The sequence below is a fragment of the Exiguobacterium sp. s193 genome (assembly GCF_018618755.1).
In the GTDB taxonomy this organism is placed as follows: Bacteria; Bacillota; Bacilli; order Exiguobacteriales; family Exiguobacteriaceae; genus Exiguobacterium_A.
Genome location: NZ_JACSMR010000001.1, coordinates 444,356 through 458,044, shown reverse-complemented (window position 1 = coordinate 458,044; position 13,689 = coordinate 444,356). Strand labels below are relative to the sequence as shown.

At 48.8% G+C, this 13,689-nt stretch carries 13 protein-coding genes and 1 riboswitch; all 13 genes read left to right on the top strand.

Features of this window, described 5'->3' with window-relative positions; genetic code table 11:
- The first annotated feature begins 2 nt into the window (after positions 1-2).
- The 13 genes from KNQ04_RS02200 (at position 3) to KNQ04_RS02140 (ending at position 13,586) form a co-directional block, all read left to right on the top strand.
- A complete protein-coding gene (locus KNQ04_RS02200; RefSeq protein WP_214846982.1) occupies positions 3-467 on the top strand; it encodes an S-ribosylhomocysteine lyase in 465 nt (154 codons plus the stop codon).
- Positions 464-1,387 carry a PLP-dependent cysteine synthase family protein gene (locus KNQ04_RS02195; RefSeq protein WP_214810671.1) on the top strand — a complete coding sequence of 308 codons (924 nt, stop codon included), beginning with the start codon at positions 464-466 and terminating at the stop codon, positions 1,385-1,387. Before KNQ04_RS02200 ends, KNQ04_RS02195 begins: the two co-directional genes overlap by 4 nt.
- Positions 1,380-2,546, top strand: a complete 1,167-nt coding sequence (locus tag KNQ04_RS02190) for a bifunctional cystathionine gamma-lyase/homocysteine desulfhydrase (RefSeq protein ID WP_214846981.1) — start codon at positions 1,380-1,382, stop codon at positions 2,544-2,546. Before KNQ04_RS02195 ends, KNQ04_RS02190 begins: the two co-directional genes overlap by 8 nt.
- 59 nt (positions 2,547-2,605) lie before the next feature.
- Positions 2,606-2,712, top strand: a riboswitch (SAM riboswitch).
- Positions 2,713-2,790: 78 nt separating this feature from the next.
- Entirely contained in the window at positions 2,791-3,813 is a 1,023-nt protein-coding gene (locus KNQ04_RS02185) for a methionine ABC transporter ATP-binding protein (RefSeq protein ID WP_214846980.1), read from the top strand.
- Positions 3,810-4,475, top strand: a complete 666-nt coding sequence (locus tag KNQ04_RS02180) for a methionine ABC transporter permease (protein ID WP_214846979.1) — start codon at positions 3,810-3,812, stop codon at positions 4,473-4,475. Before KNQ04_RS02185 ends, KNQ04_RS02180 begins: the two co-directional genes overlap by 4 nt.
- Before the next feature lie 32 nt (positions 4,476-4,507).
- Positions 4,508-5,335: a MetQ/NlpA family ABC transporter substrate-binding protein gene (locus KNQ04_RS02175; protein ID WP_214846978.1), complete on the top strand. Its 828-nt coding sequence runs from the start codon at positions 4,508-4,510 to the stop codon at positions 5,333-5,335.
- 512 nt (positions 5,336-5,847) lie between these two features.
- A complete protein-coding gene (locus tag KNQ04_RS02170; RefSeq protein ID WP_214846976.1) occupies positions 5,848-7,074 on the top strand; it encodes an MDR family MFS transporter in 1,227 nt (408 codons plus the stop codon).
- Between the two features lie 156 nt (positions 7,075-7,230).
- On the top strand, positions 7,231-8,016 hold the full coding sequence (gene sufC / locus KNQ04_RS02165; protein ID WP_012371204.1) for a Fe-S cluster assembly ATPase SufC: 786 nt from the start codon (positions 7,231-7,233) through the stop codon (positions 8,014-8,016).
- 18 nt (positions 8,017-8,034) lie between these two features.
- Positions 8,035-9,312, top strand: a complete 1,278-nt coding sequence (sufD, locus tag KNQ04_RS02160) for a Fe-S cluster assembly protein SufD (protein WP_214846975.1) — start codon at positions 8,035-8,037, stop codon at positions 9,310-9,312.
- 1 nt (position 9,313) lies between these two features.
- A complete protein-coding gene (locus KNQ04_RS02155) occupies positions 9,314-10,537 on the top strand; it encodes a cysteine desulfurase (RefSeq protein ID WP_214846974.1) in 1,224 nt (407 codons plus the stop codon).
- Entirely contained in the window at positions 10,527-10,961 is a 435-nt protein-coding gene (gene sufU / locus KNQ04_RS02150) for a Fe-S cluster assembly sulfur transfer protein SufU (RefSeq protein ID WP_029331275.1), read from the top strand. Before KNQ04_RS02155 ends, sufU begins: the two co-directional genes overlap by 11 nt.
- A gap of 32 nt (positions 10,962-10,993) precedes the next feature.
- Positions 10,994-12,391 (top strand): Fe-S cluster assembly protein SufB, encoded by a 1,398-nt coding sequence (gene sufB / locus KNQ04_RS02145; protein ID WP_159173437.1) that lies wholly within the window; start codon positions 10,994-10,996, stop codon positions 12,389-12,391.
- 634 nt (positions 12,392-13,025) lie between these two features.
- On the top strand, positions 13,026-13,586 hold the full coding sequence (locus tag KNQ04_RS02140; RefSeq protein WP_214846973.1) for a dihydrofolate reductase family protein: 561 nt from the start codon (positions 13,026-13,028) through the stop codon (positions 13,584-13,586).
- Positions 13,587-13,689 lie beyond the last annotated feature (103 nt).

The following is a 13,689-nucleotide window of genomic DNA, read 5'->3' as shown; positions in this document are numbered from 1 at the left end:
TCATGACACTTAAAAAAATGAACGTAGAAAGCTTTAACCTGGATCATACGAAAGTCAAAGCACCGTATATTCGTGTAGCAGGCTATAAAGACGGTAAAGTCGATCAAGTCGTCAAATATGACATTCGTTTCACACAACCGAACGTCGAGCAAATGCCGATGCGTGCGATGCACACACTCGAACATTTACTTGCTGAAAATATCCGCAACTATTCGGACGACGTCATCGATGTTTCGCCAATGGGCTGCCAAACTGGTTTCTACATGGCGATGATGAACTTTGACTCAGTCGAAAAAATGAGTGAACTCGTCGAGAAGACACTGAACGACGTCTTAGCGGCTGAAGTGATTCCGGCACAAAACGAAACACAATGTGGATTTGCGAGCGCACACGACCTTAAAGGAGCGAAGCACTATGCCGAGAAAATGCTTGCCGGTCGCGACGAATGGGACATCGTCTTCGGATGATCGCGAAGTCAGTCCGGGACCTCGTCGGAAATACGCCACTCTACGAGATTACTTCATTCGATTTGCCTGCTGGTACGCGGATTTTGGCGAAGCTCGAATGGATGAACCCTGGGGGCAGCGTCAAAGACCGCCTCGGTATCCAACTCGTTGATGCCGCAATCGAACAGGGTTACGTGACACCAGGCGGAACGATCATCGAACCGACTGCCGGCAACACCGGCATCGGTTTGGCGCTCGCCGCTAAAAAATATGACTTACAGGTCATTTGTGTCGTCCCGGAAAAGTTCAGTCAAGAGAAACAGACGTTGATGCGGGCACTCGGCGCGACTGTCGTCAACACGCCGACTGAACTCGATATGCAAGGCGCAATCGATAAGGCAAAAGAACTCGGACAAACGATTCCGAACAGTTATGTGCCACTCCAATTCGAAAACGAAGAAAATTCGGTCACCTATCAGCGGACACTTGGTCCGGAGCTTGTAGCGGAACTTAGTCACATCGACTGGTTCGTCGCCGGATGCGGATCAGGTGGGACGTTTGCCGGAACGACTGCTTTCTTAAAAGAACGCTTCGGGACAAAAGGGGCAATCGTCGAACCGGAAGGCTCCGTCCTCAATGGTGGCCCTGCTGGACCGCATAAAACAGAAGGGATCGGGACAGCCAAATGGCCAAGTCTCGTTTCTCGCGACCTAGTCGATGAAATTCATACGATTTCTGATTCGGATGCTTTTACGAAGGTCCATGAACTGGCGGCACGTGAAGGATTACTCGTCGGTAGTTCGGCAGGAGCGGCACTCGCCGCGGCGCTTGATATCGCACAGCGCCATCCTGGAAGTACGATCGTCACCGTCTTCGCAGACAGTGCAGAACGGTATTTGAGCCAACAAATCTTTGAAAAGGTGGACGAGACACATGCGTAAAAAAACAGCGTTGATTCACGGAGGAACGGGTGTAGACCGGGCAACTGGTGCCGTTACGCCGCCAATCTATCAAACGAGCACATATAAGCAAGAAAAAATCGGTCAATTAAAAGACGGATATGAGTACTCACGCACAGCGAACCCAACGCGGACGAGCATCGAGCGATTGATTGCTGATCTTGAGGGAGGCGTCCGTGGATTCGCATTCGGATCAGGGATGGCGGCGATTCATGCTGTCTTCAACCTGCTCCAGTCCGGCGACCACATCGTCATGACGGACGACGTTTACGGCGGAACGTTCCGTTTGATGCAACGTGTCCTACCGAAGTTCAACATCGAAGTGACATTCGTCGATACGACGGATCTTGCTGCGACGGAAGCGGCGATTCAGGACAACACGAAGATGCTCTACGTCGAGACACCAACAAACCCGTTATTAAAAGTGACGGACATCGAAGCAATCGGAGCGATCACGCGTCGCCATGACTTAAAGCTTGTCGTCGACAACACGTTCGCGACACCATACTTGCAACAACCAATCGCGCTTGGGGCAGATATCGTGCTGCATAGTGCAACGAAGTACATCGGCGGCCATTCGGACGTCGTCGCGGGACTTGTCGTCGTCAACGATGATACGCTCGGCGAAGAACTCCACTTCATCCAAAACTCGACGGGTGGAATTCTCGGACCGCAAGACAGCTTCCTGCTCGTCCGTGGTTTGCGGACGCTCGGTATCCGGATGGAAGCAATCGAAGAGACAGCACACGAACTCGTCAGCTTCTTGCAAGCACAGGACGTCGTCTCGAACATTTTCTACCCGGGACTCGCCTCGCACCCCGGTCATGCCATCCAGCAAAAACAAGCGACCGGTTTCGGCGGGATGATCAGCTTCGACGTCGGTTCAGCTGCAAATGCAGAGAAACTTGTTGAAGCGTCACACTTCTTCACGCTTGCTGAAAGCTTAGGGGCGGTCGAAAGTTTGATTTCCGTTCCGGCACGGATGACACATGCGTCGATTCCTGCAGAACGTCGGGCTGAACTCGGCATCACGGATGGTCTCGTCCGGATCTCGGTCGGACTTGAAGATGTAGAAGATTTGAAAGAAGATTTAACACATGCTTTCAGTTTGCTCGAAAAAGTTTCTGAAAAAACTGTTTGACAAGCAAAATAACCCCTGCTAATATTCAGATTATATTAAAAACAACTAAATACCGATAACTCTTATCAAGAGTGGTGGAGGGACTGGCCCGATGAAACCCGGCAACCGCGGAATTTATTTCCGAAGTGGTGCTAATTCCAGCAGACGAACGTCTGCAAGATGAGAGCAAATGGTTTTGTGTACTGAAAGTGCGCGCGTTTGCTCTAAAACGTGCGCACTTTTTTTATGTTTAGGAGGGACAGTAGTGATTCGTTTACAGGATGTAGGAAAGATTTATCGCTCGAAGCGCGGCGAAGTCGAAGCTGTCGCAAACGTCGATCTCACGATTGAGCGCGGCGAAATTTTCGGAATAATTGGTTATTCCGGTGCAGGGAAGTCAACTTTGATTCGCCTGCTGAACATGTTGGAAGCACCGACAAGCGGTTCGATTCAAATTGATGGTGTCGAGATGACGACGCTACGACCGAAAGAATTACGTGGTGTCCGGAAAAACGTCTCGATGGTCTTTCAGCACTTTAACTTGCTTTGGTCACGGACGGTCGAAGAAAACATCATGTTCCCGCTCGAACTCGGTGGGTATCCGAAAGCACGACGAAAAGAACGGGTCGCCGAGCTGATTCAACTCGTTGGACTCGACGGTCGCGAAGGTGCGTATCCATCGCAACTATCCGGTGGACAAAAACAACGGGTCGGGATTGCCCGCGCATTAGCATCAAATCCTGACGTCTTATTATGTGACGAGGCGACAAGCGCCCTTGATCCGAAAACGACAGACTCGATTCTCGAGTTACTCGTCGACATCAATAAAAAACTGAAACTGACCATCGTCTTGATTACACACGAGATGCACGTCATTCAAAAAATCTGTAACCGGGTCGCCGTCATGGAGGCCGGGAAAATCGTCGAGCAGGGTCCTGTGTCAGAAGTCTTCCGGCACCCGAAACAGGCGATGACAAAAGAGTTCGTCAAACAATTGACATCACCATCCGAAAACGAATTGACGTTCGCGAAACTCCGTGAACGCTATCCGACCGGAAAAATCGTCCAGCTTACATTCGTTGGTTCGACAGCAGAAAGTCCGATTCTCGCAGAAGTCATGAAAGATTCGACCTTATTATTTAATATCATCGGCGGGAACGTCGGACAGACGCAGGACGGTGCACTCGGAACGTTGTTCATCCAACTGATTGGTGCCGAACATGAAACACAAGCGGTCATCGCGAAACTTCAAGCGAGTGACGTTGAAGTGGAGGTGGATCACCGATGAGTACATTTTTTGCAGATGTGGATTGGAATATGGTCTGGGAAGCAACCGGCAGTACGATCTATATGACAGCTGTTGCCGGACTCGCAACGTTTATCCTAGGATTGGTCATCGGTCTGTTGTTATATGCGACAAACGAAGAATTGTTGTTTAAAAACCGGACACTGTATTCTGTGCTCAGCTTTTTAGTCAATGTCTTCCGCTCAATTCCGTTTATCATTTTGTTGATTTTATTGATTCCGATTACACTCATCATCGTCGGATCATTCTTAGGACCGACAGCAGCACTTCCGGCACTGATTCTCGGTGCAGCACCGTTTTACGGGCGAATGGTCGAACTTGCGCTGCGTGAAGTCGATAAAGGTGTCATCGAAGCAGCCGAATCGATGGGGGCAACAAAGTTCCAAATCATCTATAAAGTCTTGATTCCGGAAGCTCTTCCGGCAATCGTCTCGGGTATTACCGTCACGCTTGTCGCTCTCGTCGGTTACACGGCAATGGCCGGGTTAGCCGGTGGTGGTGGACTGGGAGACATGGCCTTCATTGAAGGCTTTCAGCGCTCACAAAATAACATCACCGTTATCGCAACACTGTTGATTCTTGTCATCGTCTTCATCATTCAGATTATTGGCGACTTGCTCGTAAAAGCAATCGATAAACGATAATACTATTTTAGTTAACTTGGGAGGAATTATTCATGAAACTTTGGAAAAAATTCGTAGGGACAGCAGCCGTATCCGTCTTAGCAGTCAGTCTCGCAGCATGTGGGGAGGAATCGTCAGGCGACGACGCGAAGACACTTGTCATCGGTGCTTCAAACGTTCCCCATGCTGAAATCTTAGAGCACGTTAAAAAAGAGTATGAAGCAAAAGGGTACAAACTCGAAATCAAGAAGTTCCAAGATTATGTGTTGCCAAACAAAGCACTCGCTGAAAAAGAAATCGATGCGAACTATTTCCAACACGTTCCGTACCTTGAGCAACAAGAAAAAGAAAACAAATCATACAAATTTGAAAGTGCCGGCGGTGTTCACGTCGAACCACTCGGCGTCTACTCAAAAAAATACAAGTCGCTCGACGAACTGCCGAAAGGTGCAACGATTTTGACGAGCTCAAACGTCGCTGAGCGTGGACGTGTCTTGACGTTCCTTCAAAATGAAGGACTCATCAAGTTGAAAGACGGTAAAACAACTGATGCACAACTGAAAGACATTGCGGAAAACCCGAAAAATATTAAGTTTAAAACAAACATCGAAGCGTCACTCTTACCGCAAGCTTACAAAAACAATGAAGGCGACGCGGTCCTCATCAATACGAACTACGCGATCGATAACGGTTTGAACCCGTTGAAAGACACGATTGCCCTTGAAGATGAGTCTTCACCGTACGTCAACATCATCGTCACACGTGAAGGTGACGAAAAAGATGAGCGCGTGACGACATTACTCGATATCTTACACGAGAAAAAGAACCAAGATTGGATTACGAAAGAATATAAAGGGGCCGTCGTTCCGGTCAGTAAATAATTTGCTCAAATAATGCATTCTTCCTATATAATGGAAGGATGCATTATTCAGACTGTAGACAAAGTGATATCGGGAGATCAAGCGTCTTTTTTTCGTTGCTTTCCTCGGGCGAGGCGCAAGCCGTTGCTCCTTGGTCCTAGCGGACAACGAGCAGGGTCTTGCCTGCCTCTGAAAGTGCGTTAAAAACGCACTTTTCCCCGCAGGAGTCAACGAAACGTGACGCTTTTTAGGTAATACCGTGAGGGAAATCCAGGCATGCAGACGGCTTAGAGCGCAATCCGTCTCGAATCGCTTTTAAAGCGAAAAGCAATCGATCGCGACCCTGCAGCTTTGCTGTAGCGGCGTGACCGATTGCCGCTTTGAAGACGAGGCGAGACAGTGGAGCGCGAACAGATTGCCTCTCGTTATCGCATGTTCACGCTTCATAAGCGTTTGTCTACACGCTGAATAATGCATTCTTCCTAATATAATGGAAGGATGCATTATTTTTTTAGTTGAAGGGGGGATTTTAGGTGCACCGTTTACGCCAGTTACATCCATTGACGATCGGCGTCCTGCTCGGAACATTTTTCTCGCGGCTCGGGACGTTCATCACGATGCCATTCTTTGCGATTTATTTATCGACAGTACTGAAGTTCAGCCCGGTCGATGTCGGCTGGGTCCTCAGTATTTCAGCCGTCTCGAGTCTCGTCATGAGTTTCATTGGCGGAACCTTATCCGACCGCTACGGGCGCCGGACAATGATGCTGACCGGAACACTTGGCTTCGTCTTTGTCTTCATCGCCTTGGCCCAGGTCGAGACCTTTTGGGCGTTCTTTACGTTGAGTGCCTTGAACGGAGTGTTTCGTTCCATCTTCGAACCGTCCGCCCGTGCCTTGATTAGTGATACGACGGATGAAAAAAACCGGTTGTTCGTCTTTAACATCCGTTACGCGATGATCAATGTCGCGGCTGCGATCGGGCCGGGAATCGCATTGTTGCTCAGTGCCGGCAATACAGCGATTACCTTCTATATAACGGCATTCGTTTACCTCGCGTACGGGATTGCGATTTTCATCCTGTTCCAGCGGTATCCGATCACGGAAAGTCATGGTGGGAAAAAAGTTTCGTTCGGGGCAACCGTTCAACTGTTGAAAACGGACGTCGCCTTTACGTTTGCCCTCGCCGGCATCATCTTCGGGATTCTCGGTTACAGCCAGTTCAACTCGACGTTGCCACAATTTTTGACGACGACGACGTTACTGTCGGGTGGGACAAGCCTGTTCGCTTTATTGATCACGATTAATGCCGTGACCGTCTTAGTCGTCCAGTACCCGATCATGAAATTCGGGATGAAGACGTCACCGCTCGTTTCGATCACGGTCGGGATTGCGACCGTCGCAATCGGTTTATTCGTCATGGGGAATGCGGGAACGGTCTGGTTGATGATTGGTGCGATGTTCATCTTCACGTGTGGGGAAGTGATGATGTTCACGATGACGGATATCCTAACCGACAGCTTTGCGAAACCGGAACTACGGGGCAGTTATTTCGGGGCGATGGGGCTGACATCGATTGGTCAATCGATCGGACCGGTCATTGGCGGACAATTACTTTTTTATTTTGGAGCCGATCGTCCGCTGCCGATTTTTGGCTGGTTAGCCCTCTTGACATTACTCGGAATCCCACTGCTCTTACTGTCACAACGTGTTCACAGACGAACGAAGGTGGCAGAAGAGAAAGAAGTCGTCTCACTTTAAAGTCATTCTCACTAAAAGGCTTCATTTTGAGAAAAAACCATGAGCGATGACGCTTGAATAATGTGGTATGATTCATTAAGATTAGAATGATACTAAATTAGTAACTCTCGTGAACTGAATCGTCAGACACGAAATGAATAGATGGAGGGATTCTACATGAAGGCTTCACACTTGAAGATTGAAGATCTACACGTCGCAATCGACGGCAAAGAAATCTTGAAAGGCGTTAACTTAGAAATCAAAGGCGGCGAAATCCACGCGGTCATGGGACCAAACGGGACAGGTAAATCAACACTCGCGTCTGCATTGATGGGTCACCCAACGTATGAAGTAACATCTGGATCAGTCACACTCGACGGCGAAGATGTTCTTGAGATGGAAGTTAACGAACGTGCGCAAGCAGGAATGTTCCTCGCCATGCAATACCCAAGCGAAATCAGTGGTGTCACGAACTCTGACTTCCTTCGTTCAGCAATCAACTCACGTCGCGAAGAAGGCGATGAAATCTCACTCATGAAGTTCATCCGTCAACTTGACGCGCAAATGGGACTTCTTGAAATGCCAGGCGAAATGGCACACCGTTACCTCAACGAAGGTTTCTCGGGCGGAGAGAAAAAACGGAACGAAATTCTTCAAATGACGATGCTGAAACCAGCAATCGCAATCCTCGACGAGATCGATTCAGGTCTTGATATCGATGCACTTAAAGTCGTTGCGAAAGGTGTTAACGAAATGCGTTCACCTGAGTTCGGTTGCCTCATCATCACGCACTATCAGCGTCTCTTGAACTACATCGAGCCTGATTTCATCCACATCATGATGGGTGGAAAAATCGTCATGTCCGGCGGAAAAGAACTCGCACACCGTCTTGAAGCAGAAGGATATGACTGGGTTAAAAAAGAACTCGGCATCGAAGAAGTCGAAATCGAAACAAAAGCGTAAGACGAGGGAGGAAGCATGATGACTGTAGAACTGAATCTTGCCGTAAATCGCGAGGCAGTGGCAGAACGTGCGACTCGCTTAGGGGAGCCCGCTTGGATGATTTCTAAGCGCCAAGATGCACTTGATCTTGCCCCAACGCTCGCATTGCCAAAAGTAGAAAAAATTAAAATCGGTGGCTGGAACTTCACAGAAGGCACAGCAGATCTTGAGACAGTAACAGGTCTCACGCCGGATATCGAAACACTAATCGGTGAAAACCGTGACCATATGTTGATCACGCGTAACGGACAACTTGTCCACGCGCAAAACAGCGAAGCGACGAACGGTGTCATCTTCACGACACTCGTTGATGCGATGAAGCATCATCCGGAACTCGTCGAGAAGTACTTCATGACAGAAGGCGTCAACGTCAACGAAGACCGTCTCGCAGCACTCAACGCAGCACTGATGAACGGCGGAACATTCTTGTACGTACCTAAAGGCGTTAAGCTGACGGTACCGATGCAAGCGATCTATACGCTCGAACAAGCTGGCGGTGCACTTTACCACCACGCAATCATCGTTGCCGATCAAGACAGCGAATTGACGTATATCGAAAACTTCGTCTCTTACGGCGAAGAAGCCCATAACGTTAACGTCGTGACGGAAGTATTCGTCGAAGCGAACGCAAAAGTTCTTTTCGGAGGCGTTGATACGCTTGCGAAAGGTGCAGTCACGTATATGAACCGCCGCGGTGTCGTCAAACAAGGTGCGAAGCTCGAATGGGCACTCGGTCACATGAATGACGGACATACGATCACAGAAACGAAAACGCACCTCGTCGGGAACGATTCGTTCTCAGATACGAAAGCCGTTACGGTCGGTCGTGGCGATCAAAAACAAAACTTCAACGTCCGGACGGATCATTTCGGTAAAGGATCGGAAGGATTCATCTTGATTCACGGTGTCCAGAAAGATTCGGCGACATCGATCTTCAACGGAACGTCCATGATTCACCATGGTGCGTCGAAATCAAACGGAGTCCAAACGGAACGTGTCCTCATGTTGTCTGAAAAGGCACGTGGTGATGCAAACCCGATCCTCTTGATCGATGAAGATGACGTCATGGCAGGACACGCGGCATCTGTCGGCCGTGTCGACGAACTCCAACTCTACTACTTGATGAGCCGCGGGTTGTCACGTAAAGAAGCAGAACGTCTTGTCGTTCATGGTTTCTTACAACCGGTCGTCTCTGAGCTTGCGATTGACTCCGTTAAGGAACGTCTCGTTCAAGTGATTGAAGGGAAAGTAAACTAATATGGGAATCGATGCATCCATCCGCAATCAGTTTCCGATTCTTGACCAACAGGTTAATGACCGGAAACTCGTCTATTTAGATAGTGCGGCTTCGTCACAAAAGCCGCTCGTCGTCATCGAAGCGATCGACAACTACTACAAGACGGTTCATTCGAATGTGCACCGTGGCGTCCATACGCTCGGAACACGAGCGACGGATGCGTACGAAGGTGCGCGTGAGAACGTACGTCGTTTCATCAAGGCGCAACACCATGAAGAAATTATCTTTACCCGCGGGACGACGACGGCGATTAATATCGTCGCGTCGAGTTACGGAATGGAGCATGTGCAGGAAGGGGACGAAATCGTCGTCACCTATCTTGAACACCATGCGAATCTCATTCCGTGGCAACAGGTCGCGAAAAAGAAAAAAGCGAAATTGAAATATGTTGATTTGACAGCCGATGGTCGTGTGACGATCGAAGCCGTCAAAGCACAAATTTCCGATCGGACGAAAGTCGTTGCGATGGCACATGTCTCGAACGTCCTCGGTACAATCAACCCGATCAAAGAAGTGGCGCAACTCGCACATGCCGTCGGTGCCGTCATGGTCGTCGATGCAGCGCAAAGTGCACCGCATCAAAACATTGACGTCGTCGATCTCGACTGTGATTTCCTGGCGTTCTCTGCCCACAAAATGTGTGGACCAACAGGAATCGGCGTCTTATATGGTAAAAAAGCATTACTGAATGCGATGGAACCGGTCGAATTCGGAGGCGAGATGATTGATTACGTCGGACTCGAAGAATCGACGTTCAAACCATCACCGTACCGTTTCGAAGCCGGTACACCGATCATTGCGGGAGCAGTCGGTCTGTCGGCAGCGATTGATTTTCTAGAAGAAATCGGTCTAGAGAACATCGAAGCCCATGAACGTGAACTCGCACGGTATGCGATGGCACAGATGCGTGAAATCGACGGATTAACGATTTATGGTCCGGAAGAACGTGTCGGTCTCGTCACATTCAATCTCGGCGATGTCCATGCGCATGATGTCGCGACGGTACTCGACATGCAAGGTGTCGCAGTCCGCGCCGGTCATCACTGTGCACAACCACTGATGCGTTGGCTCGGTGCCAGTTCAACGGCACGGGCAAGCTTCTACTTGTATAACACGCAAGAAGAAGTCGATGCCTTAGTGACAGGACTTCGTCAAACGAAGGAGTATTTCAGTCATGGATTTTAACAATCTCGATCACTTGTACCGTCAAGTGATTATGGATCATTATAAAACTCCTCGTAATCGCGGTGCGATCGAGGGAGGCGTGACGATCGATATGAATAACCCGACGTGTGGAGACACGATTCGCTTACAGCTCGCGATCGAAGACGATATCGTCCAAGATGCGAAGTTTGACGGCGAAGGGTGTTCCATCAGTATGGCGTCCGCGTCGATGATGACACAGATCGTCAAAGGAAAAACGGTCGAAGAAGCATTACAACTCGCAGAAATCTTTTCGGAGATGGTTCAAGGAAAAGACTATGATGATGAGAAGTTTGATCTTGGGGACGCAGAAGCACTTTCTGGTGTGACGAAATTCCCAGCACGAATCAAGTGTGCGACACTTGCTTGGAAAGCGCTCGAACGTGGCGTGGAAGAAGGCAAGTAACTTCGGTCAGTAAGTAAGAGGAGGAAATGAACATGGCTAAGAACATGCCTGAAATTGGCGATTATAAATATGGTTTCCACGATCGCGATATCTCGATCTTCCGTTCTGGACGTGGCTTGACGACAGAAGTCGTCGAAACGATCTCGAAAATGAAAGAAGAACCACAATGGATGCTCGACTTCCGTTTGAAATCGCTTAAGATTTTCAACGAACAAGCGATGCCAGCTTGGGGTGGCGATTTATCAGATCTTCGTTTTGACGATATCACGTATTACGTGAAGCCGTCGGAACGTGCTGAAAAATCATGGGATGAAGTACCGGAAGAAATCAAACGTACGTTTGACAAACTCGGTATCCCGGAAGCAGAACAAAAGTACTTGGCGGGTGTTTCGGCACAGTACGAATCAGAAGTTGTTTACCACAACATGAAGACGGAACTCGAGGATCAAGGGATCGTCTTCAAAGATACCGATACAGCACTCAAAGAGAACGAAGACTTGTTCCGTGAGTACTTCGGTAAATTGATTCCGCCGACAGACAACAAATTCGCTGCCTTGAACACAGCGGTTTGGTCAGGTGGATCGTTCATCTACGTCCCAAAAGGCGTCAAGATGGATACGCCGCTTCAAGCCTACTTCCGGATCAACTCGGAAAACATGGGTCAATTTGAGCGGACACTCATCATCGTTGACGAAGAAGCATCGGTACACTACGTCGAAGGATGTACAGCACCGGTCTACACGACGAACTCGCTTCACTCGGCGGTCGTTGAGATCTTCATCAACAAAAATGCCTATTGCCGTTACACGACGATCCAAAACTGGGCAAACAACGTCTACAACCTCGTGACGAAACGTGCGATCTGTGAAGCCGGCGCGACGATGGAGTGGGTCGATGGTAACATCGGTTCGAAATTGACGATGAAATACCCAGCCGTCATCTTAAAAGGTGAAGGATCACGTGGTATGACATTATCAATCGCCATCGCAGGTAAAGGACAACACCAAGACGCGGGTGCGAAAATGATTCACCTTGCGCCAAACACGTCTTCAACGATCGTCTCGAAATCGATCTCGAAACATGGTGGGAAAGTCACGTATCGCGGAATCGTCCACTTCGGCCGTAAAGCGACAGGTGCCCGTTCGAACATCGAATGTGACACACTCATCATGGATAACCAATCGACATCGGATACGATTCCGTACAACGAAATCCTCAACGATAACATCTCGCTTGAACACGAAGCGAAAGTATCGAAGGTCTCGGAAGAACAATTGTTCTATCTGATGAGCCGCGGGATTTCACAAGAAGAAGCAACAGAAATGATCGTCATGGGCTTCATCGAGCCATTCACAAAAGAATTGCCGATGGAATATGCGGTCGAAATGAACCGTCTCATCAAGTTCGAGATGGAAGGTTCAATCGGATAATCTAAATCACGAAATTAACTTCAAAGTTTTCACGCGCTTCGCTCGTTTCCCTCTAGGAATCGGGTGAGGCGCGTGATTTCGTTTAGATGAAAATCTACTCTTGTATTTTTTTAGACGAAGCAGGATTAGGCAAGAAAAAGCTTCCCCCTTTTCTGTTGCTTTCCTCGGGCGAGGGCAAGCCGTTGCTCCTTGACCTATCGGACAATGAGCAGGGTCTCGCCTGCCTCTGACAGCGCAAGTTGCCTTGCGCTTTTTCCCGTAGGAGTCAACGAAAAAGAGAAGCTTTGTTTAGGTTGTGCCGCAGAGTAAGACGAGTCGAGACATGGAAGCGCGACACGGTAGTATAGCGATGTTGACTCTTCAATCTTCATAAGATAGCATTTGTCTACAGTATCTGACTTTAACCAAAGTCAGGTTGTTTGCTAAAGCGATTATCGCTAAACGCTTTTCCAGTAGAAGTCACGAGAATCAACGTGTTTTCAAGATGTGGTTCGAGAAGGAAAAGAGTGTCGGACAACACGAACTATTCGTTTGGCGCACGGTCTATTTTACTGATCCGGGGGTATTGTTGATTGTTCTTTCCGACAACGGGTAGAGAGTAAAAAAACAGTTCTCTCGAAAGGACGGATGACTGATGCGACCAATCGTCTATTCATTTCAAGTATCACTCGACGGTTATCTCGAAGATGACTTAGGTCAGCTTCCCTTTACACCTGATAAGGAGCTTCACCGCTACTTCAATGACTACGAAAAACAGTTCGATACGCATTTCTATGGACGAAAGTTATATGAAATGATGCATCCGTTTTGGTCGAACGTACGTGACACGGAAGAAGTGGCAGAAATTCGTGACTACGCACTGATTTGGACAGGAATCGAGAAGATCGTCTTTTCTCGGACATTGACGCACGTCGATGGGAATGCCCGGCTCGCAACAGGGACGATTGAAGAGGAAGTCGACCGTTTACGGGGAATGCCTGGAAAACGGATATCCGTCGGTGGCGCCAATCTTGCTGCACAGTTCATGCAACGTGACCTGATTGACGAATACCATGTTGTCGTCTATCCCGTCCTGCTCGGAGGCGGGAAGCGGATGTTTGGACGCCTTGCTCAACCACTTGCTTTACGCCTCGTCGAACAACGGCACTTTGCCTCTTCCGGTTGCGTCGTTCTCCGTTATGAACGGACGCGTTAACGGTAATCTTCGGGGGGAAGTTTTCGATTTAGCTATGGTATGATAAAAAAATAGACAGTGCAAAAAAGCCTGCGTCAACGAAAGCGGTAGGTCTTTTTGTCGT